Consider the following 25749-nt stretch of genomic DNA (forward strand, 5'->3'; position numbering starts at 1 on the left):
CTCCTCGGCCCGCAGGGGCCACGCCCCCGTAGCTCAGGGGATAGAGCACCGCCCTCCGGAGGCGGGAGCGCAGGTTCGAATCCTGCCGGGGGCGCAGGCAACACACCTAGTCAGGTGGGGTTTCAGCCGACACGGCTGGACTCTCGTGCGAGATACGTGCAACAGGCGCGTGTCCGAGCCGAGAGGACGAACTCCCATGACCACCAGCCCAGCCCTCGAAGTGAGCCACTGCCCGCGGTGGTGCACCAGCCACAGCGTTCTCACCGGCGACCCCGGCGAGGACAGCATCGTCATCCACACGACGCTGCTCGAGCACGGTGGCGCCGAGTTTATCCTGTCCCGCGAGCTCACGCCTTCTGGCGATCCGACGGGTGCGCCTGACCAGCTGATCCCGCGGTGCATTCCAGCCGAGATGACCCGTGCGGCCGTCGTCGAGCTGCTCGCGATGCTCGAGGACGCGGCCAGACGGATGGATGAGCACCTTCTCACCGCCGATCAGCCGCTGCCGGAGCCCCGCTCGCGTGAGGAGCGGCTGGGCAGAGCGATGATGCGCGCCGGCCAGACCACGCGCGGCCACCGGCGGGCGGCCGTCCGATGAGCCCCCTCGGCATGGCGACCGAGATCCTCGCCGCGCTCCCCCGCTCCCCCTTCCCGTGCCCCGACTGGTGCAGGCTGCCCGACGGGCACCCCAGCGACGGGCAGGCAGCAGACGGCCGGGAGTTCAGGGCCCACGAGCGACCGCTCGGCCGCGTGGCTGGGTTCAGCCTGGACCTGGTCTGCGACGAGGTGTCATCGGGCGACACGGCGGAGTTGAGTGAGCCTCGGCTCGAGCTGTACGCCGACGACCTGACCGGCCTGAACGCCGACCAGGCCAACGAGCTGGCGGCGTTGCTGCTCCGCGAGGCCGGCCGGCTGCCGCGACGGGCCTCGGGCGCGTGAACAGCTGGTGGGAGGCGCGGAGCTCGTTCAGGGCTCAGCGCCTCGCCGAAGGCTGCACGCGACACTCACTGGAGACGTACGGCACCCATCTGCGTCGGCTGGCGGCCGCGCTCGAGGGCACGGATCCGTTCTTGGTGACCCCGGCCCAGCTGGCCGCCTGGCTGTCGTCGCTGACCGGGCTGAGTCTGGACGGCCGGCGGACGGCCGCGACGGCTGTGCGGGCCTTCTACCGGTGGGCCTACCTGACGGGACGCGTGGAGTCGGATCCGGCGGCATTGCTGGCCGGGCGGAGGGTTGAGGTGCACGACGGTTTCCCAGCCGGCTGGCGACAGCCGATCGCCTCCTACGTGACCGGGCTGCAGCTGACGCCGCGGGTGGTCCGCCAGCGCGCGGCGTGGCTGCGCCGGTTCGCAGCAGACCACCCGGATCCGATGGCCGTCACGGGACATCAGGTAGCCGACTGGGTGCAGGAACGCCCGGAGGGCCGCCAGCGGCCAGCCAGGCAGGCGCTGCGCGGGTTCTACCGGTGGGCGCACCGTGAGCACCTGGTCGAGGTCGACGTGGCCGGAGGCCTCCCGGACGCACGGCATGCGGACACGGAGCTGCCCGTGGCGTGGCAGGCGGCGGTCGACGGGTGGAAGCTCTACCTGCAGGCCTCCGGAGCCCGCCCGGGAACGGTGCGGCTGCGGCTGCTGGTGCTGTCGACGCTGGCCCGGCACCACGTCACCCCGGCCGACGTCACCGGCCGTGACCTGGTCGCGTGGCTGGCGGACCAGTCGTGGGAGCCGTCGACCCGCAAGGGTGCCCGGACCACGGCGCGCGGCTTCTTCGGCTGGGCTGCCGGGGAGGGACTGGTCGAGCACGATCCGACGGGCCGGCTGCCGGCTGTGCGGGTGCCCGCGGGGAAGCCGAAGCCGACCCCGGAGGCTGTGCTGACGGCTGCCTTGGAGCGGTCGACCGACCGGGAGCGGCTGATGCTGCTGTTGGCCGCCTACGCCGGGCTGAGGCGCAGCGAGATCGCCGCTGTGCGGCCGCAGCACATCATCGGGGGCGTGCTGCACGTCAAGGGCAAGGGCGGCCGGTCCCGGATCGTGCCCGTGCACCCGCTGCTCGAGGAGGCGATTGAGGCCGAGCTCGGGCGGCGCCGGGCAGGGCGGCTCGGCAGCGGGTTCCGCGTCGCCGGCGGCCGGGTCGATCCAGACGGCTACCTGTTCCCGGGCCGGCAGCCCGGTGATCACACCTGCCCTGACGCGGTGGGAAGCAGCTTGGCCCGGCTGCTCGGAGGTGACTGGACGGCGCACAGCCTGCGGCACTCCTTCGCGACCCGCGCCTACGCCGCCACCCGTGACCTCCGGGCGGTGCAGGACCTCCTCGGCCACTCGAGCTCAACGACAACTGACCGGTACACGGCCGTTCCCTCCCGAGCGCTCGAGGAGGCGGTGGCGGCGTTGTGAGCAAGGCCGCCGGATGGCAGGATCCCAGCGCATGAGCGAACCCGTCGAGCAATGGAATGCGTGGCGAGCTCGATTGTCAGACGCGGAACTGCGGGAGGCGATCAGGGTGGCCAAGTCGGGCGAGTACCCGGTGCCGGAGAGCATCGCTCGGCTCCTCACGGACCGCGGCGCTCCTGGCGGATGGGTGCTGACCCAATGGCAGTCGAGCAACCCCCTGATGGCCACCATGGGCGCAGCCGTCGACTACTTGCGCACGCTGCCTGAGTGGGACCAGGTCGACCCGAGCCCGTCAGACGCGTAGAGCGCCGGGCAACACAAGCCGCCGCGGTCAGCTGCGGCTCCTCGGCCGCGGCTTGGCGCTCCTCGGCATCTTGCGCATCCCGCTGTCCAGCCAGACGGCGAGATCGTGGGCTGCCTCGTACAAGGGCATGTCCGTGCCGTCATACATCCAGTGGGCACCTCCCTCGTCCAAGCGGAGAGCGAGGGTGTGGAGGTCTCGTGCTCGGCGGGTCATCGTCCGGTCGCCCAGCATCCGGTAGCGGATCGCCCTCCGTCGCGCCTCGTGTCGGAGCGCCCTGACGGGCTCGAACGCGACCACACGGTAGTTCTCCTTGTGACTCGCCGTCATGAACCGTTCGACAGCTTGCTGAAGTGCGCTCGCGGCGTCGGCCAGCTCGGCAGCCATGGCTGCGCGCGACTGAGCCTTCCGCTGCGCGCCCTGAGCCCCCGCAGCCACTAGGGCGCCGACGATGACGCCAAAGAACCCGATGACCGAGGTCGACTGCTGCCGAAGCCAGCTCAGGAGAGCTTGCAAGATGTCCACGGGAGAGAGCTCAGCGCCGTTGGCCGCGGCTGTTCGGTCGCGGATTGGCAGCCCGGGCGTCGAGCTCGTCGTCGATCGCCGTGCGACCGTCGCTGTCGTCGGCGCGCCAGTCGTAGGCGTACAACACTTCGCCGGCCGCGTTGGCCACCGGCCGCGAGCCGGTCAGATCGTCCTGCCAAATCCGGAGCCGGTAGACCGCTGGGTCGGGCCGGCCGGGACTAGGTTGCGGCTCGGGCTGCTCGAGGATGGGCTGCAGCTGCTCGAGCTCGACGACCTGGCCGTCGGCCGGCCCGCCGTTCAGCCGACCACGGAGGCAGGTAGTCGTCGAGGGCATGGCCATCATGCTGCCAGCAGGGGCGGACAGCACCCGCCAGCACCGAGTCAGGGTCCGTCGGGAGGGGTGTCTCGCCGCTCGATGGCCTCGAGCTGTGAGGGCTCGAGGCGGTCGAACATGGCCGAGATTCTCCTCCGCTTGGCGACGACGTGCTCGACGATCATGTTCATCAGCTCGAACAGCGAGAACGCCTGGGCTGGCCCGTCGTCTTGTCGCAGCTCTCCGGGGTGGGCGGCATTGTTCCCACCGAGACGGAGCAGATCCGCAGCTCGTTGCATGTCGGCGTTGAGAGTCCCGTCTTTGACGAGCTCGCCGATGCCTTCGTAGAGCGACTGCTTCGGCTTGCCCGTGAGCTCGCGCACGAGGATCTCAAGGGCCACGCGCAGCATCGCCGCTCCGGCTCGAGGGCTGACCGGCGTGACCTGTCGGGCCTCCGCGTAGAGCTCGGCCACCGCATCCGGCATGTCGGGACTGGCCGGCGGAGCTTCCGCGCCGAAGGTCGGGTAGATCATGGCTTCGCCGTACCAGATGGAGAGATGTCGGCAGACCGCACAACGCGCACGCCGGATCTGGGTCGGGACTGCTTTGACCACGCCAGATGTCGACAGGTTGGCCCATTCCTGCTGCGCGTAGGCGCCACAGTGGGGGCAGTCGAAGGCGGGTGAGCTGGCGCTCGGGGGTGAGATGGCCACGTCCGAGTATCGGCCACCGGCCCGTCAGCGCGCGCACACAGGTGTCAGTGCGCCGTCCCTGCCGCGCCGACCAGCCCGCCGAGCGCGGCCGCGACCCGCAGGTCGATCCAGTCGCCGTTGATCTGCGCCTGAAACGACAGGCCGGCCATGCCGTCGCGGACGGCCTGGCGGAGCGCCCCCGGGTCGATGTGGCTGCTGCTCTGCACGTAGCCCCCTCCGGCGAAGTTGGTGCGAGCGAAGCCGTAGTCGACCGGGGCGGGCCGGCCGTAGTTGATCGAGTCCAGCCACGCCCGGTTCGCGGCGGTGGCGGCGGCGTTGACGACGTACTCGCCGTTCGACAGCCGCGCCGAGATGGAGTCCGAGGTGCCGGAGCCGGGTCCGGTGATGTAGCCGCCGAGCGCCTTGCGTTGCGGCGTCTTCTCGGCGGCCAGGCCGATCTTGTCGGCGGCCGAGGCCAGCTTGCGGCTGGCCTGGTCGAGCGCGGTGATGGTGCCCTTGCCGCCGGCCAGGATGTTGTCGGCCAGCGCACCGCCCGTGCCCGAGTTCTGCTGCTGGGCGATGACCTGTTGCACGATCGTCTCGTCGAGGCCGGCCTTGCGGAGCTTCGCGATCTTGTCGTTGAAGGCGGCGATTCGGGCTAGGTCGTAGAACTTGGCGTTCCTGGGTCCGGATTCGACGGTGAGGAGCGAGAGCTCGACCAGCGATCGGAGGGCCTTGCGGTGGTCGCCGCGCTGGAAGCTGACCCCCGTCTCACGTCGGCGGCGATGCGGCAGCCGACGAGCTCGATCTGCCCGGATCGTTGCGCGCCGGCGATCAGCGCGCCCCAGTGCTGCGGGGCCGATGGTTCGCCGACGCCGGCGTCTCGGAGCGAGTCGATGGTGAACCCGCGGCCGGTGTCGGCGAGGAGCTGCAGTGCGCGCTTGGCGCCCTTGGTCCACCAGTCCTCGGCGGCGTTGTTGATGGCCTGGTCGAGGCCGTTGAGCGGCGTACGATCGTGGGTGAGGCGGTCGTGGGGATCGACTTCAGGAGCGGGCTCGGCTGTGGCGGCTGGGCCCGTTCGTCGTTCCGGGCGGCTCACTCGAGGCCGCCTGCCGGGATCCGGTTCATGATCGACATGAGGTCGGACTCTTTGATCCGGAGGGCCCTGGCGCCGACCCGGTATGCGGGGAGGGTGCCTGCCGCGATCAGGCGCCGGATGGTCTTCTGGCTGACGTTGCTCAGGTCAGCGGATTGGGCGACAGAGAGCGATGGAAACTCGATCTGTCTGGCAGTGGTCTTGCCCACGAGCTACCTCTTCGGGGTGCGCGAAGCTGCACCTCCGATTAGAGGATCGATGACCGCCAAAGTACACGTGAGTACCGATGCGGGTCAGTAGCCACGCCCTGTGTCGCGACAGTGGAATAGGTCACCCGAGGACAGCGGTCGACACCGAAGGCAGCTGCTCGACGCCCTGAGCCCACTCGGCTCTCAGATGACGCCCGAGCCAGTCGAAGCGTCCTGCCTGGTCGCCTTCTCCTGACCGCACCTGCACGTCCAGCGAACACGACGGCCGCGGGCACCGAACACGCAGGCGCAGATGCGTCTGCGTCACAGGGCTCTCGACGGAGAAGCTCGGTGCTCCGAGCGGCCACCTCCCCTCGATCGTCGCGCGCTCCTGGACAGTAGGCACCCAGCCCCCGACCAGCTCGTCGTCGATCGCCGGCCCGGAGACCAGGACACTGTCCCCGTCGAAGGTGCTGAGCTCGAGCACCGTGACGTCCGGATGGTGCGGGCAGTGCAACCCGAGCCGTGTCCAGCGGACGACGCTCATGCTCCCCCGCTCACCATGGCCGAGAGTCTCTGAGCGATCTCGGCGTCGCGGTCCTGGGCGGCGTGCTGGTAGCGGATCGCCATCGCGGGGGTCGAGTGTCCGAGTCGCAGCATGAGCTCGGCGAGCGTGGCGCCGGTCTGGGCGGCGAGGACGGCTCCGGTGTGCCTCAGGTCGTGGAACCGCAGATCCGGGCGACAGGCGGCCTTGCGGGCGGCGTCCCAGGTCTTGAAGAAGGTGCCGTGGCCGAGGTGTGCACCGGTGGTGGCGGCCGGGAAGACGAGGGCGTCAGGATCGGCGGCGCAGAAGCGGTCGAGGTGGTCTGTGAGCATCGGCAGGAGGTGTGGCGGGATGCTGACGTCGCGGATGCCGGCTTCCGACTTCGGCGGCCCGATGACGGCCTGGCCGGCGACGAACGTCACTCCCCTGCGCACGTGGAGGCGGCCGGCGGCGAGGTCGAGGTCCTTGCGGCGGAGCTCGGTCAGTTCACCGAATCTGAGCGCGCACCACGATGCGAGCATCACGAGGGCGCCGTACCGGTCGGGGAGGGCCTCGACGAGCGCCTCGAGCTCGCCGAGGGTGGCTGGCTTGATCTTGTGCTGCCGCTTCGTGGTGCCAGCCCCTCGGATGGTGCAGGGGTTGACCGGGATGAGTCCGTCGGTGACTGCTGTGCCGAGGATGGTCCGGAGCAGCGCGTAGCTGTGTGCCTTCGCGGTCGGGCTCGGGTCGAGGTCGGAGTGCCAACGCCTCACGGTGACCGGGGAGATGTCGGCGAGCGGCAGGGCTCCGAGCTGGGGCAGCACGTGGTGGTCGAGGAGCCGGCGGTAGAGGTCGCGCGTTCGGGGTTTGAGCTCCCGCTCGGTGAGCCACGGCCACGCGTAGTCGGCCAGCGTCGCCGGTCGGGCTGTGCTGTTGCGACGCGCTGGGGCCACCCAGGTGCCGGCGTCGATGAGCCGGCGCTCGCCATGCACCCACCCGCGGGCGTCCATGAGCGTGTCGAAAGTCGACGAGGCCTTGTGGAGTGCGGTGTCGGGCCCGATGTAGGCGGCCTGGTAGCGGCCGGACGGCAGTTTCCGGATGCGGCCGAACGGCTCGCGAGCCTTTCGCGGGCGGTCAGGTTTCGGCACTGCGCTCCCTCGGTCGTGCAATACTGTGCAACACGAGAGTACAGCTGTGGCTATTCGTGACCACATCATTGACCGGATTTGCCCTAGTCAGAGCGTGTTTCCCCTAGTCAGAGAACCCGATCAGTCAGGTTCGAATCCTGCCGGGGCGCCTCACACACCACGGTCCGCGGACCGTGACCACTCACCCTCCGCGGCTGACGCCGTGGATCTCAGAAGACGACGGTCGTGGCGCCGTTGAGCAGGATCCGGTCCTCCGCCTGCCAGCGCACCGCACGGCTCAGCACCGCCCGCTCGATGTCGGCGCCCCACCGGGTCAGGTCGGCCGGCGTCGCCTCGTGGGTCACCCGGACGACGTCCTGCTCGATGATCGGCCCCTCGTCGAGGTCGGCGGTGACGAAGTGCGCGGTGGCCCCGATCAGCTTCACCCCGCGCCGCTTGGCCTGGTCGTAGGGCTTGGCCCCGGCGAACGCCGGCAGGAACGAGTGGTGGATGTTGATCGCCGGGATGCCGTGCCGGCCGAGCCGGTCGAGCAGGTCGGCGGACAGGATCTGCATGTAGCGGGCCAGCACGACGAAGTCGATGCCCGGTCCCGCCCCGGTCGTCCCGGCGTCCCCGGTCAGCAGCCGCAGCTGCTCGGCCTCGGCGGCCGGCTTGGTCTCCCGGGTCACCGGGATGTGGTGGAACGGCACCCCGAACCGTTCGACCTCGGGCCGCAGGTCGTCGTGGTTGGCGATCACCGAGGCGACCTCGACCCCGAGCGTCCCGCGCTGCCAGCGCCAGAGCAGGTCGAGCAGGCAGTGGTCGTAGCGGGAGACGAAGATCGAGATCCGCTTGGGTCGGGCGGCGTCGGTGAACCGGGCCTCCATCGCGTACCGCTGCCCCACCCGGGCGTCGAACTCGGCGGCCAGCGCGTCCAGCCGGTCGGCCAGCCCGTCGAGCGAGAAGGCCATCCGCAGGAAGAACCGGCCGCCGCCGACCGGGTCGGAGGAGTACTGGTCGGAGTGGGTGATGTTGGCGCCACGCTCGAACAGGAAGGCGGTCACCGCCGCCACGATCCCGGGCTGGTCGGGGCAGGAGACGAGCAGCCGGCCGATCCCGGGCCTGGCCGACGCGGGTGCCGGATCGGAGGGGGTCACGGGTACTACTCCTCGGGTGCTCGCGTGGTGCTCGCGCCGGCCTCGGCCGGTCGTGTCGGACGGCTCAGTGTGCCAGCCCCGGTGATAGATTCCCTCGACCCGACCGACCCGCAGCGGAAGTCACAGGTGTTGTCTCCATCCACGCCCGCGTCGCCGAGCACCGACCACCGGCGGGGCGGGCGCAGCATCGTCGCCGGGTGGCTGGTCACCCGGGTGCTGATGATCGTGCTGCTGCTCGCCGCCGAACGGGTGGCGCTCGGCGATCCCACCTACTACTGGCGCAAGATCGGCGCGATGTTCGACGTCGGGCTGGCCCAGACGCTGAACGAGTACCCGACCCCGGTGACCTGGATGCTGTGGGTGCCCTACGCCCTCGGCGGCGGCACCCGGCTCGGCTACCGGATCGCCTTCATCGTGCTGATGATGGCGCTCGACGCCGTCTTCTGCTGGCTGCTGTGGCGGCTCAACACCCGGCGGCGCGACGCCGCGGTCGACTTCTGGCTGGCCTTCCTCTTCCTGATCGGACCGCTGAGCTATCTGCGCTTCGACCTGGTCCCGGCCGTGCTGGCCGGCGCCGCGCTGCTGCTGGTGGCCCGGCGCCCGGCGGTGGCCGGCGTCCTCACCGGCATCGGGGCGGCGATCAAGCTCTGGCCGGCGCTGCTGATCGGCCTGGTCGCCGCCGAGCGCCGGGTGCGCCGGCGGGCGCTGCTCGGCTTCCTGGTCAGCGGGATCGGGCTGGCGGTGCTCAGCCTGGTCTTCGGCGGCTGGAGCCGGCTGGTCTCGCCGCTGACCTGGCAGTCCGACCGCGGGCTGCAGATCGAGTCGCCGTGGGCCACCCCGTTGATGGTGCTGCGGGCGCTGCGCCCGGACGTCTGGCGGGTCGACATCTCCCGCTACCAGGCCTACGAGATCTTCGGGCCCGGCGTGCAGGGCTTCCTGGTGGCCAGCACGGTGGCCACCGTGCTCGGTCTGCTGGTGATCGCCGGGCTGATCGCCCGGGCCTTCCGGCACGGGAACCCGACCCCGGTCGCGGTCGGGCTCGGGATGCTGGCGGTGATCGCGATCATGACCATCACCAACAAGACGCTGTCGCCGCAGTACCTGCTCTGGCTCGGCGGCCCGATGGCCGGGTTGCTGCTGATGGACCGGCGGGTCCGGCACGAACGCCGGGCGCTGGTGCGCCGGCTGGCCATCCAGCTGCTGGTGCTGGCCGCGCTCACCCAGCTGGTCTACCCGCTGCTCTACAGCGGGCTGCAGGGGCTGCACGGGAACGGACTCACCCTCGTCGCCACCGTGGTGCTGACCCTGCGGAACCTCGCGCTGCTGGTCTTCACCGTCGCGGTCTGCGCCTCCGCCTGGCGGGCGCTGCGGCCGGCTCCGACGCCGGTCGTCCCGCTCGCCCCGCCGATCTGACCCGCCGGACCGCCGACCCGTGACCTCCCCCGCCCCCTCGCCTCCCCGCTCACCCGCCGGCCCCGCGCTGCTGCTCGCCGGTGACGTCGGCGGCACCAGCACCCGGCTCGCGCTGGCCGCACCGGACGGGACGCTGCTGGCCGTCGCCCGCGGCGGGCCCGGCAACCCCAACGCCCTCGGTCACCCGGCCGCTGCGGACGAGCTCGCCGCGGTGTTCGGCCGGTGTCTCCGGGCCGCCCGGGCGACCGATGCCGACGCCCTCCGGGTACGCGGGGTGCTGGGCATGGCCGGGGCGAGCGCGCTGACCGACGTGGACGGATTCCTGGCCCGGGCGCTGCCCGGGGTGGCGCCCGGGTCGGTCCGGGTGCTGCCCGACCTGGCCGTCGCCTTCTCCTCGGCCAGCGCCGAGCGCCGCGGCTACGTGCTGCTGGCCGGCACCGGCGCCGGCGCGGTCCAGGTGGCCGACGGCGCGCTGGTCGAGCGGCGCGACGGCTGGGGCTGGCTGCTGGGCGACGCCGGGTCGGCGTTCTGGCTGGGCCGCGAGGCGGTCCGGGCCACCCTAGACGTGCTGGAGCGCGGCGACGCTCCCGGTCCGCTGGCCGCAGCCGTGCTGGCCGCCACCGGGTCCCGGGACGTCAGCTCGTTGCTGGCCGCGGTCTACCGCCGGCCGCCGGTCGAGCTGGCCGGGCTCGCGCCCCAGATCAGCGCCGCCGCGTCCGCCGACCCGGTGGCCGCGTCGATCGCCGCCCGCGGCGCCGACCGGCTGCTGGCGTCCTGGCACGCCCTCGATCCGCGGCCCGGGCTGCCGGTGGTGCTGACCGGGTCGGTGCTGGTGCGTCCCGGCCCGGTCGGCGACCGGGTGCGGGCCGCGCTGGGTGGCGTCGGGGCGGCCAACCCGGTCCACGTGGCCGGCGACGGACTCGCCGGTGCGCTCTGGCTGGCCGTCGGCGACGGGACGCCTGCGGGAACGGGTCCGCCGCCCCTCGACCACACGCGGCTGGTGGCTCAAGACTTCACCGACACGTGTGGGTAGCCTAGGGACGCACGCGACCGACGAGGAAGAAGGCGATTGTGGCCAGCGAGGCCGATCACTCCACCCTGCAGGAACACCCCGGCGCCGCAGAGGAGTTCGGCGCCAACGACTGGCTGATCGAGGAGATGTACGAGCGCTACCGCTCGGACCCCGGATCGGTCGACCAGCAGTGGGTGCGGTTCTTCGAGTCCTCCCCGGAGTTCGGCGCGTCCGCCAGCAACGGCTCGGGCAACGGCTCCGGCCACGGCTCCGGCAACGGTTCCGGGCGCAGCGCGACCCCCGCCGCGGGCGCCGGGCAGACCAAGACGGTGGCCGCCCCGCAGCCCGCCAGCCAGCCCGCCGACCGGTCGTCGAACGGCCACGCCGGGAGCAGTGGCATCAAGGCGAGCAACGGGGCGAGCAGCTCGGGCGGCAACGGCAGCCGTCCGCGGCCCGCGGCCAAGACCGAGGAGCGCAAGGAGAGCGAGGGCACCAGCCGGGCCGCCCAGAGCGGGAAGAAGACCGAGGCCGCGAAGTCGGGCCCGTCGCGTCCGGGCAGCAGCTCGGGCGCCGTCCCCGCCGACCCGCCGAACCCGGGTGACCGTCCCGCGGTCGACCTGCAGGGACCGGAGCGGATCGTCCTCAAGGGCGCCCCGGCCCGGACCGCCAAGAACATGGACGCCTCGCTGACCGTTCCGACTGCGACCAGCGTGCGGTCGCTCCCGGTCAAGCTGCTGATCGACCAGCGGGTCGTGATCAACAACCACCTCCGTCGCTCGCGCGGCGGCAAGGTGTCGTTCACCCACATCCTGGGCTACGCGATGATCAAGGCCCTCAAGGCCGTCCCCGGGATGAACTACGGGTACGAGGAGACCGACGGCAAGCCGACGCTGATCAAGCCGCGGCACATCAACCTCGGTCTGGCCATCGACCTGCCCAAGCCCGACGGCACCCGTCAGCTGCTGGTGCCGAGCATCAAGAGCTGCGAGGACCTCGACTTCGCGCAGTTCTGGGCCGCCTACGAAGAGGTGGTCAAGAAGGCTCGGGCCGGCAAGCTGACCGTCGCCGACTTCGCCGACACCACGATCACCCTGACCAACCCGGGCACCATCGGCACCAACCACTCGGTGCCGCGGCTGATGAACGGCCAGGGCTGCATCATCGGCGTCGGGTCGATGGACTACCCGCCGGAGTTCCAGGGGTCCGACCCGGACCGGCTCTCCGACATGAGCGTCTCCAAGGTGCTCACGCTGACCTCGACCTACGACCACCGGGTCATCCAGGGCGCCCAGTCCGGCGAGTTCCTGGCCAAGCTGCACCACCTGCTGCTCGGCGAGGACGGCTTCTACGACGAGATCTTCGCCGCCCTGCGGATCCCGTACGAGCCGATCCGCTGGGCCCAGGACCAGAGCGCGCACCACGAGGTCCAGGTCAGCAAGAACGCCCGGATCTTCGAGCTCATCCACGCCTACCGGGTGCGCGGCCACCTGATGGCCGACACCGACCCGCTCGAGTACCGGCAGCGCAGCCACCACGACCTCGACGTCCAGAGCCACGGGCTGACCCTCTGGGACCTCGACCGCGAGTTCGCCACCGGCTCGTTCGGCGGCGGGCGCGGGCTGATGAAGATGCGCCACATCCTCGGCATCCTGCGCGACTCCTACTGCCGGACCACCGGCATCGAGTACATGCACATCCAGGAGCCGGCCCAGCGCAAGTGGATCCAGGACCGGGTCGAGCGGCCGCACGAGTCGCTGCCCCGCGAGGAGCACCTGCGGATCCTGGACAAGCTCAACGAGGCCGAGATCTTCGAGACCTTCTTGCAGACGAAGTTCGTCGGGCAGAAGCGGTTCAGCCTCGAGGGCGGCGAGTCGACGATCGCGCTGCTCGACGAGATCTGCGAGCAGGCCGCCGACGACGGGCTCGAGGAGGTCTGCATCGGGATGCCGCACCGCGGTCGGCTGAACGTGCTGGCCAACATCGTCGGCAAGTCCTACGGCGACATCTTCCGCGAGTTCGAGGGCAACATCGACCCGCGCACCGTCCAGGGCTCGGGTGACGTCAAGTACCACCTGGGCGCCGAGGGCCAGTTCACCTCGATGTCCGGCAACACCATCAAGACGTCGGTGGCCGCGAACCCCTCGCACCTCGAGGCGGTCGACCCGGTGCTCGAGGGCATCGCGCGGGCCAAGCAGGACATCCTCAACCGCGGCGCGGAGTACCCGGTGCTGCCGGTGCTGATGCACGGAGACGCGGCCTTCGCCGGTCAGGGTGTGGTCGCCGAGACGCTCAACCTGTCCCAGCTCCGCGGCTACCGGACCGGCGGCACGTTGCACGTGGTCGTCAACAACCAGGTCGGCTTCACCACCAGCCCGACCGAGTCGCGCAGCTCGATGTACTGCACCGACGTGGCCCGGATGATCCAGGCGCCGATCTTCCACGTGAACGGCGACGACCCCGAGGCCTGCATCCGGGTGGCCCGGCTGGCCTACGAGTTCCGCCAGGAGTTCAACAAGGACGTCGTCATCGACGTCGTCTGCTACCGGCGGCGCGGGCACAACGAGGGCGACGACCCGAGCTTCACCCAGCCGCTGATGTACGACCTGATCGAGAAGAAGCGCTCGACCCGCAAGCTCTACACCGAGGCGCTGATCGGCCGCGGCGACATCACCGTCGAGGACGCCGAGGCGGTGATGACCCGGTTCCAGCAGCGGCTGGAGAGCGTGTTCGCCGAGGTCCGCGACGCCTCCGCCCCGGTCGAGCAGCCCGACTACCGGCGGGTGCCGAAGTACCCGGCGAAGTCGGGCGCCAAGCACGGCACCGCGATCACCCCGGAGACGCTCAAGAAGATCGCCGACGCCCACACCAACGTACCCGACGGCTTCACCGTCCACCCGAAGGTGATGCCGCAGCTGCAGCGCCGGGCCGCGGCGATCACCCAGGGCCCGATCGACTGGGCCACCGGCGAGATCCTCGCCTTCGGCTCGCTGGTGGCCGAGGGACGTGCGGTCCGGCTGAGCGGTCAGGACAGCCGCCGCGGCACCTTCGTCCAGCGGTTCGCCGCGGTGGTCGACCGGATCACCGGCGAGTCCTGGGTGCCGCTGCAGCACGTCGACGACGAGCAGGGCAAGTTCCACGTCTACGACTCGCTGCTCAGCGAGTACGCGGCGATGGGCTTCGAGTACGGCTACTCGGTGGCCCGGCCTGAGGCGCTGGTGCTCTGGGAGGCGCAGTTCGGCGACTTCGCCAACGGCGCCCAGACGATCATCGACGAGTTCATCACCTCCGGTCAGGCCAAGTGGACCCAGAAGTCGGGGGTGGTGCTGCTGCTCCCCCACGGCTACGAGGGCCAGGGTCCCGACCACAGCTCGGCCCGGATCGAGCGCTGGCTGCAGCTGGCCGCCGAGGAGGCGATCAGCGTCGCCCAGCCGTCGACCCCGGCGAGCTACTTCCACCTGCTCCGCAAGCAGGCGCTCGGGTCGCGGCACCGTCCGCTGGTGGTGATGACCCCGAAGCGGATGCTCCGGATGAAGGCGGCGGTCAGCCAGCCCGACGACTTCACCGAGGGCGACTGGCGTCCGGTGCTGCCCGACGCGTCGATCGCCGACCCGGGCAGGGTGACCAAGGTGCTGCTGTGCACCGGCATGGTCCGCTGGGACCTCGAGGCCGAGCGCAAGAAGCGCGGGCTCGACGGGACCGTGGCGATCGTCCCGCTCGAGCGGCTCTACCCGCTGCCGGCCGCCGAGATCGCCGCCGAGCTCGGCCGGTACGAGAACGCGCAGTCGGTCACCTGGGTGCAGAACGAGCCGCAGAACCAGGGCGCGTGGCCGTTCATGGCGCTCAACCTGGTGTCCGCGCTGACCGAGCAGGACCCGGGCTTCGCGCTGCCGCTCGACGCGGTCACCCGGCCCGCGTCGTCCGCGCCGTCGGTGGGCTCGGCCAAGGTGCACGAGGCCGAGGCCAAGCAGCTGCTGGAGAACGCGCTCGGCTGAGCCGTGTACTTCACCGACCGCGGCATCGAGGAGCTCGAGCGACGCCGGGGTGACGACGAGGTCACCCTGGCGTGGCTCGCCGAGCAGCTGCGCACCTTCGTCGACCTGAACCCCGACTTCGAGACCCCGGTCGAGCGGCTGGCGACCTGGCTGGCCCGGCTCGACGACGAGGACGACCCGGACGACTGACGGGGACGGCTGAGACGTTCCTGGGCCGATCGATCAGGCGATCCCGGCCTGGTAGTGGCTGAGCGCCTCGGCGGCGGTGAGCGTCCGGGTGTAGACAGCGGCCTCGTCGAACGAGGCGCCGAGGAAATAGCCGGTGAGCAGTCCCGTCGACCAGCCGAGCAGGCTGTCGTAGGAGATCCGGACGTACCCGGTCACGCTGGCCGACGGCCCGTTCGCGCTGCTGCCGACCAGGACGCCGTCGACGTAGAGCCGCAGCCCGGCCGACCCCGAGGTGGCCAGCACGTGGTGCCAGTTGCCGTCGTTGTAGGACCCGGAGCTCACCACGACCACCTTGCCGAGGACGCCGTTGACCACGCCGAAGGCGACCTGCCCGCTATTGGTCAGGTAGACCGGCCGGTCGAGCGTCAAGGACCCCCCGGTGTTGGCGCTGCCGATGCCGATCAGCAGCCCGCCGTTGGTGCTGATGGTCCGGAACCAGACCTCCTCGGAGCACGCGACCGGGCAGGTCAGGGTGGCGTTGGCGCTGACGTAGCCGGTGCTGCCGTCGGTGGTGATCGCACTCCCCCCGTCGCGGACGCAGGCCTGGGTGATCCCGCGGGTGACGGTGCCGCGGTAGGTGCCGGTCCGGCTGTTGCCGCTGCTGTCGGCCGCGGTGGTGCCGCTGGTCTCGTCGAGCGCCCAGTAGAGCGCAGGCCCCCCGCCGGTGACCGCGCCGGCGCAGGTGAAGTAGGTCCGGGTGCCCACGGTGTCGGTGCTGTTGGTCACCTGGGCGGTGAACGCCGCCCCGGAGCCGGGGACGACGGCGCACAGCACGCTGACCAGCAGCGCGGCGACCAGGCCGGCGAGCACCCGACGGCGACGCCCCGGGTCCGGACCGATCCAGCGCGCCCAGCGCGACCCGGTCACGCCGGCGGCCCCGGTTCGTCCTCGGGTCCGTCCTCGACCTCGTCCGCGGGCGGCACCGGGGCCAGCCCGACCAGCAGCGACCAGAGCAGCGGCAGCAGGCTGACCGCGATCATCCCGACCAGCCACCAGCCGCGCAGGTAGGGGCTGCCGTCGACGCGGACCGGGCCGCCGGGCGCGGTGGAGGCGACCGGCACCACCCCGGCCTCGCCCGTGCGCAGCACGATCGCGTGACCGTCCGCCCCGGTGATCCGGGTCGGCAGCAGCCCGGCGGACACCACGCTCGCCTCGGGGCCGCCGGGGCGGACCCCCACCCCGATCAGCACCGGCTGGACCAGCGGGCGGAGCACGAGCAGGCAGCCGGCGACCAGCAGGCAGGTGCCGAGGATGCGGACCGTCGACCGCCACCGCGGCCCGAGGTAGAGCCCGGTCGCAGCGAGCAGCACCACCTCGCCGAGCAGCAGCGTCGGGAGGGCGCGGACCAGCCAGCCCAACGCGGGAACGGCGACGGTGACCCGACCGATCAGGTCGTGCTGCCGGACCGGGAGCGGGTCCGGACTGCCGTTGAGGTCACCCTGGACCACCACCGCACCGTCGGTCGGGGCCGTCCGGACGCGGTGGGTGACGATCACGTCCGGCCGGTTGGCCGGCCGGTAACTGACCACGTCGCCGACCCGCAGCGCGGGCAGCGCCACCGGCCGGGTGAGGATCAGCGTCCCCACCGGCGCGGCGGTGCCCATCGAGGGCGTCCGGATGACCGCCCAGTCACCGCCGGTCAGCCGCCAACCCAGCGCCGCGGCGACCAGCCCCAGACAGCCGACCACCGCGACGCCGACGGCGACCCGACGGATCAGGAGGTGAAGGTCCACACCAGCGGCTGCGAGGCGGCGAGGCCCTGGTACGTGTTGCCGGCGCTGGAGGCCAGGGTGACCGCGAAGGTGAAGGTCACCGTGGTGTTGGGGGTGACCGGAGCGGTGAGCGTGATGGCGCCACCGGTCTGGAGCGTGGCCAGCGTCGAGCTCGCCGGGCTCACCGTGGTGGTGTTGCCACCGACGGTCTGGGTGATCACCACGGTGAGCTTCGAGCACAGATCGGTGGCGCTGCCGGTGACGCCGCCCGACTGGGTGCAGGTGCCCGGGGCCAGAGTGAAGGTGTTGGCCGGGACGGTGCCGGTGTTCTTGATGGTCACCGTGGTCGACGAGGTCTGGCCGGGCACCAGGGTGGTGCTGCCGCCGTACTTGTTGATGGTGGCGCAGGTGGCGGCGTTGCCGGTGACGTTGTTGCCGGTGCCGTCGGTGCTGAGGCAGGTGACGGAGCCGGCCTGGTTCTGCTCCTGCATCACCAGGGTGCCGGCGCCGGCGGTGTTGACCGAGTTGGTGATCGAGGCGGTGAAGGCGGCCAGGCTGCTGTTCATCGACAGCGCCAGGACCGCGGCACCGGCGGCGCCGGTGATCAGGGCCAGCGGGGTGAACCGACGACGGCGGGCAGGGCGGACGGGACGAGGGGCCATGAGCGGGGGGACTCTCCGGAGCGTGAGCGAGCGACCGGGAGATGGGGGGATTCCCGGTCAGGACGTCCGTATCTTAAGAAAGCGAAATTACCGGTGTCCTGAGAAAGCCCCAAAACTTCGGAACGCGAATTTGTCGACCCGCCAGACGATCCAGCGCGGATCCGTGCTCCGGCAACGAAATCCCTGGTCAGGGGGCGATCGGGTCGCGCCCGACCCTGTCGTGGCTCAGTCGGTGCCGGACTCCATCGCCGCGGCGTCGAGCAGCTCCTCGCTGTCGGAACGGGTGTCCGGACGTCCGCGCGAGGCGATCGCCTCGGCCCCGCCCTCGCGCATCGCGCCGATCAGACCGGTCGAGGCGGCCTGCGCCGCGCCGACGAGGGTCGGCCGGGTGCTGCCCACCAGGCCCATCTCGGCGTACTGCTCGAGCTTGGCCCGCGAATCGGCGATGTCGAGGTTGCGCATGGTCAGCTGCCCGATCCGGTCGGTCGGGCCGAAGGCGGAGTCGGTGGTCCGCTCCATCGACAGCTTGTCCGGGTGGTAGCTGAACGCCGGCCCCTCGGTGGCCAGCACCGAGTAGTCCTCGCCGCGGCGCAGCCGGAGCGTGACCTCGCCGGTGACCGCCGACCCGACCCAGCGCTGCAGCGACTCGCGGAGCATCAGCGCCTGCGGGTCGAGCCAGCGACCCTCGTAGAGCAGCCGGCCCAGCCGCCGGCCCTCGGTGTGGTACGCCGCGAGGGTGTCCTCGTTGTGGATCGCGTTGACCAGCCGCTCGTAGGCGATGTGCAACAGCGCCATCCCCGGCGCCTCGTAGATCCCGCGGCTCTTGGCCTCGATGATCCGGTTCTCGATCTGGTCCGACATCCCCAGCCCGTGCCGGCCGCCGATCGCGTTGGCCTCGAGCACCAGGTCCACCGCCGAGGAGAACTCCTTGCCGTCGAGGGTGACCGGGCGTCCGTACTCGAACCCGACCGTCACCTCTTCGGTCGCGATCTCCACCTCGTCGTCCCAGAACCGGACGCCCATGATGGGGTCGACGATCTCGATCCCGGTGTCGAGGTGCTCGAGCGACTTGGCCTCGTGGGTGGCTCCCCAGATGTTCGCGTCGGTCGAGTAGGCCTTTTCGGTGCTGTCCCGGTAGGGCAGGTCGTGGCTGACCAGCCAGTCCGACATCTCCTTGCGGCCGCCCAGCTCCTCGACGAAGTCACGGTCGAGCCAGGGCTTGTAGATCCGCAGCCCGGGGTTGGCCAGCAACCCGTACCGGTAGAACCGCTCGATGTCGTTGCCCTTGAAGGTCGAGCCGTCGCCCCAGATCTGCACGTCGTCCTCGAGCATCGCGCGGACCAGCAGGGTGCCGGTCACCGCGCGGCCGAGCGGGGTGGTGTTGAAGTAGGTGCGCCCGCCGGTGCGGATGTGGAAGGCGCCGCAGGCCAGGGCGGCCAGCCCCTCCTCCACCAGCGCGGCCCGGCAGTCGACCAGCCGGGCGATCTCGGCGCCGTAGAGCTCGGCCCGCCCGGGCACCGCCTCGATGTCGGGTTCGTCGTACTGCCCGAGCTCGGCGGTGTAGGTACAGGGCACGGCCCCCTTGTCGCGCATCCAGGCTACGGCGACCGACGTGTCGAGACCACCGGAGAAGGCGATGCCCACCTTCTCGCCGACGGGCAGGGAGCTGAGGACCTTGGCCATGCCCATAAGTATGTCGAGGTCTGCATGACTATGCAAAACCGGCCTCGCTCCTCCGTGGGACCGCGGTACGGTCTCGCCATGCCCGCGCACACCGACGCCGAGACCGCCGCGATCGACCAGGTCGTCACCGCCTTCCGCGACGCCCACGGCAGCGAGCCGGCCGGGGTGTGGGCCGGCCCCGGGCGGGTCAACCTGATCGGCGAGCACACCGACTACAACGACGGTTTCGTGATGCCGTTCGCGCTGGCCCAGCAGGTCACCGTGGCCGCCGGCCCGCGCACCGACGGCACCTGGACGGTCGCCTCGCTGCAGACCGACCACCCGGTGGCGTTCGGCCCGGATGACCTGGTGCCGGGGATGGCCGGCTGGGCGGCCTACGCCGCCGGCGTGGTGTGGGCGCTCCGCGAGGCCGGACACCGGGTGGACGGCGCCGACCTGGTGCTCAGCTCCGACGTCCCGCTCGGGGCAGGGCTGAGCTCGTCCGCCGCGCTCGAGTGCGGGGTGCTGACCGCCCTGGCCGACCTCAACGGGCTGGAGATCGACGGGCTCGAGCGGGCCAAGCTGGCGCGTCGGTGCGAGAACGTCTTCGTCGGGGCACCCACCGGGCTGCTCGACCAGGCCGCCTCGACCCTGTGCACCGCCGACCACGCGCTGCTCTTCGACTGCCGCAGCAACGCCACCGAGCAGGTGCCACTGGCCCTCGGCGACGCCGGGCTGGAGCTGCTCGTGCTCGACACCAAGACCCCGCACAGCCACGTCGACGGCGAGTACGCCGAGCGCCGGGCCAGCTGCGACCGGGCCGCGGAGCTGCTCGGCGTGGCCGCGCTCCGCGACGTCACCGACGCCGATCTCGAGGGCGCGCTCACCCGGCTCGCCGGCGAGTCCGACGGCGCCGTGCTCCAGCGCCGGGTCCGACACGTGGTGACCGAGGACGACCGGGTGCTCCGGGCCCGGCGCAGCCTGGCCGAGGGCGACTGGACGGGGTTCGCCGCGCTGCTCGACGCCTCGCACGTCTCGATGCGGGACGACTTCGAGATCACCGTGCCCACCGTCGACCTGGCGGTCACCGCGGCTCGCGAGGCCGGCGCGCTCGGCGCGCGGATGACCGGCGGCGGGTTCGGGGGCTGCATCATCGCGCTGGTCCCGGCGGGGTCCGCGGACCGCGTCGCCGGCCACGTCGCCGAGCGCTTCGCCGAGGCCGGGTTCGGCGCTCCCGCGCACTTCGTCGGCGTCCCGTCGGCGGGCGCGCGCCGGCTGCGCTGATCACGGCCGACCACCACCCCGGTCAGGACGTCGGCCCGCGCCTGGTTTGCGGTTTGGTTGCAATCGTGTGACCCTCCCGTCCCCACACCCCGTGCTCAGCCGGAGGGTGTGAAGATGCAGCGCGACAGGCTCGTCGGACACGCTCGTCAACGACAAGGGAGATCTTCGTGAAGATGCGGCTCACCGCCGGACTGGGCGCCGCCGTGATGGTGGCGGCCACCGCGCTCAGCGGGTGCGGCTCGAACTCGCTCAGCGGGCAGCCGGCCGGCCAGCCCTCGACCGAGACCTCCACCAAGGCGCAGACCGTCGACCAGGCGCTGGCCGCCAAGCTGCCGGCCAGCATCAAGTCGGCCGGCGTGATCAAGATCGGCACCGACCCGACCTATGCGCCCAACGAGTTCCTCGACTCCGACGGCAAGACCGTGATCGGCGCGGACGTCGACCTGTTCGACGCGGTGGCGGCCAAGCTCGGGGTCAAGGCCGAATTCGTCCCGTCGAGCTTCGACACGATCATCGTCGGCGTCCAGTCCGGCAAGTACGACATGGGCATCAGCTCGTTCACCATCAACGCCGAGCGCGAGAAGCAGGTCACGATGGTGAGCTACTACAGCGCGGGCACCCAGTGGGCCACCCAGGCCGGCAACCCCAAGGGCGTCCAGCCCGACAACGCGTGCGGCAAGACCGTCGCGGTGCAGAAGGCCACCGTCCAGGACACCGACGACCTGCCGGCGCGGCAGAAGAAGTGCGGGTCGAACCCGATCAAGGTGCTCCGGTTCACCGGCCAGGACCAGGCCACCGCGGCGGTGGTGGGCGGCCGGGCCGACGCGATGCTCGCCGACTCCCCGGTGACCGCCTACGCGGTCAAGCAGTCGCAGGGCAAGCTGGCCACGGTCGGCGACGTCTACGACGCGGCCCCGTACGGCTACGTGGTCAAGAAGGACCAGACCGACTTCGCCGACGCGCTGGCCGGGGCCCTCAAGGAGATCGAGGCCGACGGCAGCTACAAGGCCGCGCTGGAGAAGTGGGGCATCCAGTCGGGTGCCGTCACCAGCTTCGAGGTCAACCCCAGCTCATGACCGCGGGCCCGGCGGGCGAACCGACGAGCACCCGGAGCGCGGAGCGCCCCGGGCGGATCGAGGCGGTCGGCGTCCGCCACTACGGCCGGTGGGTCGCGGTGGCGGTGATCGTGGTGCTGGTGGCCATGTTCGTCAACATGATCATCTTCAACCCGGTCTTCAACTGGCCGTTCGTCTTCGAGGTGATGAACCAGGCCCCGGTGATCCAGGGCCTGTTCGTCGGCACCCTGCTGGTCACCGTGCTGACCATGATCGTCGGGATCGCCTTCGGGGTGCTGCTCGCCGTGATGCGGCTCTCGGACAACCCCATCCTGCGCGGTGTCTCCTGGGTCTACACCTGGGTGTTCCGGTCGATCCCCCGGATCGTCCTGCTCACCTTCATGGGCGCGGCCATGGGCCTGATCTTCCCTAAGGGCATCGCACTCGGCGTCCCCTTCGACTGGAAGATCATCGAGGCTCTCGGGCTGCGGGGCGACTGGCGGTTCGCCACCTTCGACGCCAACACCCTGTTCGGCGGCTTCCTCGGCGCGATCATCGGGCTCGGCGCCTCGGAGGCGGCCTACATGGCCGAGATCGCCCGGGCCGGCATCCTCAGCGTCGACAAGGGCCAGCGCGAGGCCGCGCTGGCGCTCGGGATGAAGTCGCCGCTGGCCATGCGCCGGATCGTGCTGCCGCAGGCGATGCGGGTGATCGTGCCGCCGACCGGCAACGAGACCATCGCGATGATGAAGGACACCTCGCTGCTGATCGTCCTCGGCTCGTTCACCTCCGAGCTCTTCTACCAGGTGGGGGCGATCGCCAACCGGACCTACCAGATCGTCCCGTCCTACCTGGCCGCGGTGCTCTACTACCTGATCGTCACCTCGATCATGATGGTCGGCCAGGCCTGGCTCGAGCGGCACTTCGGCCGCGGGTTCGGGGCGCGCTCCACCCGGGCGCAGGCCCGCGCGGCGCTGGCCGCCGGAGCGGGGCACTGATGGCCGACCACCTGGTCGAGGCGGTCAACGTCACCAAGGCCTTCGGCCACCACGAGGTGCTCAAGGGCATCGACCTGACCGTCGACCGCGGCGAGGTCGTGTGTCTGCTCGGCCCCTCCGGCTCGGGCAAGACCACCTTCCTCCGGCTGATCAACCAGATGGAGACGCTGACCGGCGGCCGGATCCGGGTCGACGGCGAGCTGATCGGCTTCAAGGAGGTCAAGGGCCGGTTGCACGTCCGGCGCGACGCCGACATCGCCCGGCAGCGCGCACGGATCGGGATGGTCTTCCAGCGGTTCAACCTGTTCCCGCACAAGACCGCGCTCCAGAACGTCATCGAGGCGCCGATCACCGTGCGGCGGAAGTCACGGGCCGCGGCGACCGCGCAGGCCCGGACGCTGCTCGAGACCGTCGGGCTGGCCGACCGGGCCGACTACTACCCCGCCCAGCTCTCCGGCGGCCAGCAGCAGCGGGTGGCCATCGCCCGTGCCCTGGCCATGGAGCCGGAGCTGATGCTGTTCGACGAGCCCACCTCCGCACTCGACCCCGAGCTGGTCGGTGAGGTGCTCACCGCGATGCGCGACCTGGCCGCCCACGGGATGACCATGATCGTGGTGACCCACGAGATGACCTTCGCCCGCGAGGTGGCCGACCGGGTGGTGTTCATGGACGACGGCGTGGTGGTCGAGGCCGGCGCGCCCGACGAGGTGCTGCTGCACCCCCAGGAGGAGCGGACACGGACGTTCCTGCGCCGGGTCCGGCAGGACGCCGAGCAGGAGCTCGAGGCGGCCCGCGCGCTGGAGACGCTCGAGGAGCTCGGTGAGCTCAGCGACCCGCCGGGGGCTTCCGGTCCGGAGCCCGGGGAGGATCCGGAGCGTCGTCGGGTCCACTGACCTCGCGGGCCAGCGCCGCCGTCGACGACGGCAGGAACATGCAGACCAGCACCACGACCGAGGCCAGCCCGAGCAGCACCGCGAACCAGGCGGTGCCGCCCTCGCGGAAGTTCCAGGCGAGTGGCAGGTGGATCAGCTGGGTGGCCACCACCGGCGCCCGGGTCCAGCGCCGGACCCGCAGCAGCCCGCGGGCCAGGGCCAGCAGCGCGACGCCGTAGCCGACCAGCAGGATGCCGGCGCCGAGCCCGACCACCAACCGTTCGGGCCGGATCTGGAACACCTCGAAGACGCCGTAGGCCAGTGCGGCGATCCCCTCCAGCGCCACCAGCACGGCAGCCGGCAGCAGCCCCGGCGGCCGGGTCGATGCAGTCACGCGGATCACTGTACGGCGGCCGCAAAAGAGCGGGTCACAGCGCGTTTTCAGGCCCGGTCAGCGGTTTCCAGCGCGGGAAGGGTCAATGTGAGCGACCCGACGTGCCGAACCCTTGTGTAGACCTGCATTACTTGGGAGAGTGTGTGGCCGGGCGAGGACCGAGACCCGACCCGTGCCCGCAGGTCAGCGAAACAAGGAGCGTATACGTTCATGGATTGGCGCCACAAGGCTGCCTGCCTCGAAGAGGACCCGGAGCTGTTCTTCCCGATCGGGAACACCGGCCCCGCCCTTCTTCAGATCGAGGAGGCCAAGCAGGTCTGCCGCCGGTGCGACGTGCGCGATGCATGCCTGCAGTGGGCGCTCGAAGCCGGACAGGACCACGGAGTCTGGGGTGGTCTGAGCGAGGACGAGCGGCGGGCCCTCAAGCGGCGCGCGGCCCGGTCCCGGATCAGGACGGCCTGAGCACCACAGCACGAGCATCGCGCGGGTTCACCCGCACGCAGATCACGACGTCGGCCCGAATCGGTCCGGCGTCGTCGTCTGTCCGGGGGCGATCGCCTGCACCGGACCGAGCACCTGGACCGGGTCGACCGGCTGGGCGCCGCCCGCCGTCGGTCCCCCGGCGCGTCCCGCCGGCGAGGCGGCCGGCGTGGCCGGGGCGGCCTGCACCGGGGGCCGCCGCACCGCGGACATCGGCACGTCGACCGTGGCCATGGTGCCCTTGCCGTCCCACCGCGGGCCCAGGTCGAAGTCGCCGCCGAGCTCGCTGACCAGGTTCGAGACGATCGACAACCCCAGGCTCCGCAGGTTCTGCAGCGAGAACCCCTCGGGCAGCCCGCGGCCGTTGTCCCACACCTGCAGGTGCAGCCACTCCCCCTCGACCCAGGAGTTGACCACCACCTCGCCGGAGCCGGTGGCCAGCCCGTGCTCGATGGCGTTCTGGCACAGCTCGGTCATCACCAGGGACAGGTTCGCGGCCACCGCGGCCGAGACGTCGCCGAAGCTGCCGATCCGCCGGGCCGTCACCGCGCCCTCGTGCGCCGCCACGTCGCCGACCATCCGCAGGATGTGGTCGGCGACCTGGTCGAACCGCACCACCTCGTCGAAGGTCTGCGACAGCGTCTCGTGGACGATGGCGATCGAGGCGACCCGCGACATCGCGTCGCGGAGCGCAGCCCGGGCGTCCTCGGACTCGATCCGCCGCGACTGCATGCGGAGCAGCGCGGCCACGGTCTGCAGGTTGTTCTTGACCCGGTGGTGGATCTCGCGGATCGTCGCGTCCTTGCTCATCAGCTCGCGCTCGCGGCTGCGCAGGTCGGTGACGTCGCGGAGCAGCACCACCGCGCCGACGTGGACGCCGTCGGGAGTCAGCGGGAGCGAGCGGATCAGCACGTGGGCGTCCTCGGCCACCACCTCGGCCTCGCGCGCCCGGGTGCCGGACAGCACCGACTCGAGCGACTCGTCGATCGGACCGCGGTGCGGCACCAGCTCGTCGGTCAGCCGGGCCAGGTGCGCGTCGATCAGGTCGGCGGTCAGGCCGAGCCGCCGGTAGGCGCTCAGCGCGTTCGGGCTGGCGTAGACGACCTCGCCGTTGGCGTCCAGCCGGATGAACCCGTCGCCGGGTCGCAGCACCACCGCCGGACGGTGACCGGGGAACGGGAACGCCCCGGTGCGGACCATGTCGGACAGGTCGGTGGCGGTCTGCAGGTAGGCCCGCTCGAGCGCGCCGGCCGAACGGACGGCCAGCTGGTTGGTGTGCTGCTCGACCACCGCGATCACCCGGCCCTCGCGGGCCACCGGGACCGCGTGCACCCCGACCGGAATGCCGGCCTGCAGCTTGCCCTCGCTGGTCTGGGTGATCTGCCCGCTGAGGAAGGCCTCGGTGACCAGGTGGTCCGGGGAGTAGGCGATCAGGTCGCCGACCACGTCGTCGACCAGCGCGGTCGGACCGGTGGTCGGACGGATCTGCGCCGCCGCCCAGAAGACGTTCTCGTCGGCCTCGGGGACCCAGAGCACCAGGTCGGAGAAGGACAGGTCGGCGAGCAGCTGCCACTCCTCGACCAGCTGCCGGAGCCACGCCTCGTCGTCGGCCGACAACTGGGTGTGCTCGGCGATCACCTCCGACATCGACGGCATGCCTCCACCCTGCCACA

Annotated in this window: 28 protein-coding genes and 1 tRNA gene; 14 read left to right on the forward strand and 15 right to left on the reverse strand. The window is 71.4% G+C overall.

What is annotated here, in order from left to right; genetic code table 11:
• Positions 1–22 precede the first annotated feature (22 nt).
• The 5 genes from FHX74_RS15865 (at position 23) to FHX74_RS15885 (ending at position 2694) form a co-directional block, all read left to right on the forward strand.
• Positions 23–94, forward strand: a tRNA-Arg gene (locus FHX74_RS15865).
• Positions 95–196: 102 nt separating this feature from the next.
• Positions 197–598: a hypothetical protein gene (locus tag FHX74_RS15870; protein ID WP_182561169.1), complete on the forward strand. Its 402-nt coding sequence runs from the start codon at positions 197–199 to the stop codon at positions 596–598.
• An 11-nt stretch (positions 599–609) separates the two neighbouring features.
• The gene (locus tag FHX74_RS15875) at positions 610–939 is read left to right on the forward strand and encodes a DUF6907 domain-containing protein (RefSeq protein ID WP_182561170.1); all 330 of its coding nucleotides are present in this window, start codon (positions 610–612) and stop codon (positions 937–939) included.
• Between the two features lie 134 nt (positions 940–1073).
• Positions 1074–2393 (forward strand): tyrosine-type recombinase/integrase, encoded by a 1320-nt coding sequence (locus FHX74_RS20780; RefSeq protein ID WP_182561171.1) that lies wholly within the window; start codon positions 1074–1076, stop codon positions 2391–2393.
• A gap of 31 nt (positions 2394–2424) precedes the next feature.
• Entirely contained in the window at positions 2425–2694 is a 270-nt protein-coding gene (locus tag FHX74_RS15885) for a hypothetical protein (protein ID WP_182561172.1), read from the forward strand.
• A gap of 27 nt (positions 2695–2721) precedes the next feature.
• On the opposite strand, the gene FHX74_RS15890 is transcribed toward FHX74_RS15885, so the two are convergent.
• From FHX74_RS15890 to purU, 9 genes are all read right to left on the reverse strand, one after another.
• Complete coding sequence (locus tag FHX74_RS15890; protein WP_182561173.1) at positions 2722–3216, reverse strand: hypothetical protein; 495 nt, start codon at positions 3214–3216, stop codon at positions 2722–2724.
• A 10-nt stretch (positions 3217–3226) separates the two neighbouring features.
• Positions 3227–3550 carry a hypothetical protein gene (locus FHX74_RS15895; protein ID WP_182561174.1) on the reverse strand — a complete coding sequence of 108 codons (324 nt, stop codon included), beginning with the start codon at positions 3548–3550 and terminating at the stop codon, positions 3227–3229.
• Positions 3551–3597: 47 nt separating this feature from the next.
• Complete coding sequence (locus tag FHX74_RS15900) at positions 3598–4062, reverse strand: DUF4145 domain-containing protein (RefSeq protein WP_182561175.1); 465 nt, start codon at positions 4060–4062, stop codon at positions 3598–3600.
• 224 nt (positions 4063–4286) lie between these two features.
• Complete coding sequence (locus tag FHX74_RS15905) at positions 4287–4814, reverse strand: hypothetical protein (RefSeq protein ID WP_182561370.1); 528 nt, start codon at positions 4812–4814, stop codon at positions 4287–4289.
• 65 nt (positions 4815–4879) lie between these two features.
• Complete coding sequence (locus tag FHX74_RS15910) at positions 4880–5320, reverse strand: hypothetical protein (RefSeq protein ID WP_182561176.1); 441 nt, start codon at positions 5318–5320, stop codon at positions 4880–4882.
• Positions 5317–5526, reverse strand: a complete 210-nt coding sequence (locus FHX74_RS20445; RefSeq protein ID WP_182561177.1) for a helix-turn-helix domain-containing protein — start codon at positions 5524–5526, stop codon at positions 5317–5319. The genes FHX74_RS15910 and FHX74_RS20445 overlap by 4 nt, the downstream gene beginning before the upstream one ends.
• A gap of 121 nt (positions 5527–5647) precedes the next feature.
• The gene (locus FHX74_RS15920; RefSeq protein ID WP_182561178.1) at positions 5648–6052 is read right to left on the reverse strand and encodes a hypothetical protein; all 405 of its coding nucleotides are present in this window, start codon (positions 6050–6052) and stop codon (positions 5648–5650) included.
• Entirely contained in the window at positions 6049–7245 is a 1197-nt protein-coding gene (locus FHX74_RS15925) for a tyrosine-type recombinase/integrase (protein WP_220484058.1), read from the reverse strand. Before FHX74_RS15925 ends, FHX74_RS15920 begins: the two co-directional genes overlap by 4 nt.
• A 140-nt stretch (positions 7246–7385) precedes the next feature.
• Positions 7386–8312, reverse strand: coding sequence for a formyltetrahydrofolate deformylase (purU, locus tag FHX74_RS15930; protein ID WP_182561179.1), 927 nt, complete (start codon positions 8310–8312; stop codon positions 7386–7388).
• Positions 8313–8438: 126 nt separating this feature from the next.
• On the opposite strand from purU, the gene FHX74_RS15935 reads away from it, so the two are divergent.
• From FHX74_RS15935 to FHX74_RS15950, 4 genes are all read left to right on the forward strand, one after another.
• Positions 8439–9725, forward strand: a complete 1287-nt coding sequence (locus FHX74_RS15935; protein ID WP_182561180.1) for a glycosyltransferase 87 family protein — start codon at positions 8439–8441, stop codon at positions 9723–9725.
• 19 nt (positions 9726–9744) lie between these two features.
• Positions 9745–10758 carry an N-acetylglucosamine kinase gene (locus FHX74_RS15940; RefSeq protein WP_182561181.1) on the forward strand — a complete coding sequence of 338 codons (1014 nt, stop codon included), beginning with the start codon at positions 9745–9747 and terminating at the stop codon, positions 10756–10758.
• A 65-nt stretch (positions 10759–10823) separates the two neighbouring features.
• Positions 10824–14729, forward strand: a complete 3906-nt coding sequence (locus FHX74_RS15945; protein WP_235970857.1) for a multifunctional oxoglutarate decarboxylase/oxoglutarate dehydrogenase thiamine pyrophosphate-binding subunit/dihydrolipoyllysine-residue succinyltransferase subunit — start codon at positions 10824–10826, stop codon at positions 14727–14729.
• A gap of 3 nt (positions 14730–14732) precedes the next feature.
• On the forward strand, positions 14733–14918 hold the full coding sequence (locus FHX74_RS15950) for a DUF6104 family protein (protein WP_182561182.1): 186 nt from the start codon (positions 14733–14735) through the stop codon (positions 14916–14918).
• A 33-nt stretch (positions 14919–14951) separates the two neighbouring features.
• Here the strand turns inward: FHX74_RS15950 and FHX74_RS20785 are convergent, their stop codons facing one another.
• The 4 genes from FHX74_RS20785 to argG form a co-directional block, all read right to left on the reverse strand.
• Positions 14952–15824, reverse strand: coding sequence for a LamG domain-containing protein (locus FHX74_RS20785; protein WP_182561183.1), 873 nt, complete (start codon positions 15822–15824; stop codon positions 14952–14954).
• Complete coding sequence (locus FHX74_RS15960; RefSeq protein ID WP_182561184.1) at positions 15821–16690, reverse strand: S26 family signal peptidase; 870 nt, start codon at positions 16688–16690, stop codon at positions 15821–15823. The genes FHX74_RS20785 and FHX74_RS15960 overlap by 4 nt, the downstream gene beginning before the upstream one ends.
• Complete coding sequence (locus tag FHX74_RS15965) at positions 16672–17331, reverse strand: hypothetical protein (protein WP_182561185.1); 660 nt, start codon at positions 17329–17331, stop codon at positions 16672–16674. The genes FHX74_RS15960 and FHX74_RS15965 overlap by 19 nt, the downstream gene beginning before the upstream one ends.
• Before the next feature lie 225 nt (positions 17332–17556).
• Entirely contained in the window at positions 17557–19014 is a 1458-nt protein-coding gene (gene argG / locus FHX74_RS15970; RefSeq protein WP_182561186.1) for an argininosuccinate synthase, read from the reverse strand.
• A 78-nt stretch (positions 19015–19092) separates the two neighbouring features.
• Between argG and galK the strand changes: the two genes are divergently transcribed.
• The 4 genes from galK to FHX74_RS15990 all read left to right on the forward strand — a co-directional run bounded on the left by galK (position 19093) and on the right by FHX74_RS15990 (position 23223).
• The gene (gene galK / locus FHX74_RS15975) at positions 19093–20277 is read left to right on the forward strand and encodes a galactokinase (RefSeq protein WP_182561187.1); all 1185 of its coding nucleotides are present in this window, start codon (positions 19093–19095) and stop codon (positions 20275–20277) included.
• Between the two features lie 173 nt (positions 20278–20450).
• The gene (locus tag FHX74_RS15980) at positions 20451–21353 is read left to right on the forward strand and encodes an ABC transporter substrate-binding protein (RefSeq protein ID WP_182561347.1); all 903 of its coding nucleotides are present in this window, start codon (positions 20451–20453) and stop codon (positions 21351–21353) included.
• Positions 21350–22330, forward strand: coding sequence for an amino acid ABC transporter permease (locus FHX74_RS15985; protein WP_182561188.1), 981 nt, complete (start codon positions 21350–21352; stop codon positions 22328–22330). Before FHX74_RS15980 ends, FHX74_RS15985 begins: the two co-directional genes overlap by 4 nt.
• A complete protein-coding gene (locus FHX74_RS15990) occupies positions 22330–23223 on the forward strand; it encodes an amino acid ABC transporter ATP-binding protein (protein ID WP_182561189.1) in 894 nt (297 codons plus the stop codon). Before FHX74_RS15985 ends, FHX74_RS15990 begins: the two co-directional genes overlap by 1 nt.
• Here FHX74_RS15990 and FHX74_RS15995 read toward each other — a convergent pair.
• Positions 23156–23596 carry a hypothetical protein gene (locus tag FHX74_RS15995; protein ID WP_182561190.1) on the reverse strand — a complete coding sequence of 147 codons (441 nt, stop codon included), beginning with the start codon at positions 23594–23596 and terminating at the stop codon, positions 23156–23158. The genes FHX74_RS15990 and FHX74_RS15995 overlap by 68 nt on opposite strands.
• Before the next feature lie 210 nt (positions 23597–23806).
• Here FHX74_RS15995 and FHX74_RS16000 point away from each other — a divergent pair, with 210 nt between their 5' ends.
• Entirely contained in the window at positions 23807–24058 is a 252-nt protein-coding gene (locus FHX74_RS16000; RefSeq protein ID WP_182561191.1) for a WhiB family transcriptional regulator, read from the forward strand.
• Between the two features lie 42 nt (positions 24059–24100).
• Here the strand turns inward: FHX74_RS16000 and FHX74_RS16005 are convergent, their stop codons facing one another.
• Positions 24101–25732 (reverse strand): sensor histidine kinase, encoded by a 1632-nt coding sequence (locus FHX74_RS16005; protein WP_182561192.1) that lies wholly within the window; start codon positions 25730–25732, stop codon positions 24101–24103.
• Positions 25733–25749: the final 17 nt, after the last annotated feature.

The sequence above is a fragment of the Microlunatus kandeliicorticis genome (assembly GCF_014137855.1).
GTDB classification, from domain to species: Bacteria; Actinomycetota; Actinomycetes; order Propionibacteriales; family Propionibacteriaceae; genus Microlunatus; species Microlunatus kandeliicorticis.

Coding starts and splice junctions, on each gene's coding strand:
- FHX74_RS15900 (WP_182561175.1), bottom strand. CDS start 4,062: ATGATCTACCCGACCTTCGGCGCGGAAGCTCCGCCGGCCAGTCCCGAC.
- FHX74_RS15895 (WP_182561174.1), bottom strand. CDS start 3,550: ATGCCCTCGACGACTACCTGCCTCCGTGGTCGGCTGAACGGCGGGCCG.
- FHX74_RS15870 (WP_182561169.1), top strand. CDS start 197: ATGACCACCAGCCCAGCCCTCGAAGTGAGCCACTGCCCGCGGTGGTGC.
- FHX74_RS16005 (WP_182561192.1), bottom strand. CDS start 25,732: ATGCCGTCGATGTCGGAGGTGATCGCCGAGCACACCCAGTTGTCGGCC.
- FHX74_RS15980 (WP_182561347.1), top strand. CDS start 20,451: ATGCGGCTCACCGCCGGACTGGGCGCCGCCGTGATGGTGGCGGCCACC.
- FHX74_RS15925 (WP_220484058.1), bottom strand. CDS start 7,245: ATGATGTGGTCACGAATAGCCACAGCTGTACTCTCGTGTTGCACAGTA.
- FHX74_RS15990 (WP_182561189.1), top strand. CDS start 22,330: ATGGCCGACCACCTGGTCGAGGCGGTCAACGTCACCAAGGCCTTCGGC.
- argG (WP_182561186.1), bottom strand. CDS start 19,014: ATGGCCAAGGTCCTCAGCTCCCTGCCCGTCGGCGAGAAGGTGGGCATC.
- FHX74_RS16000 (WP_182561191.1), top strand. CDS start 23,807: ATGGATTGGCGCCACAAGGCTGCCTGCCTCGAAGAGGACCCGGAGCTG.
- FHX74_RS15965 (WP_182561185.1), bottom strand. CDS start 17,331: ATGGCCCCTCGTCCCGTCCGCCCTGCCCGCCGTCGTCGGTTCACCCCG.
- FHX74_RS15920 (WP_182561178.1), bottom strand. CDS start 6,052: ATGAGCGTCGTCCGCTGGACACGGCTCGGGTTGCACTGCCCGCACCAT.
- FHX74_RS15885 (WP_182561172.1), top strand. CDS start 2,425: ATGAGCGAACCCGTCGAGCAATGGAATGCGTGGCGAGCTCGATTGTCA.
- galK (WP_182561187.1), top strand. CDS start 19,093: ATGCCCGCGCACACCGACGCCGAGACCGCCGCGATCGACCAGGTCGTC.
- FHX74_RS15985 (WP_182561188.1), top strand. CDS start 21,350: ATGACCGCGGGCCCGGCGGGCGAACCGACGAGCACCCGGAGCGCGGAG.
- FHX74_RS15875 (WP_182561170.1), top strand. CDS start 610: ATGGCGACCGAGATCCTCGCCGCGCTCCCCCGCTCCCCCTTCCCGTGC.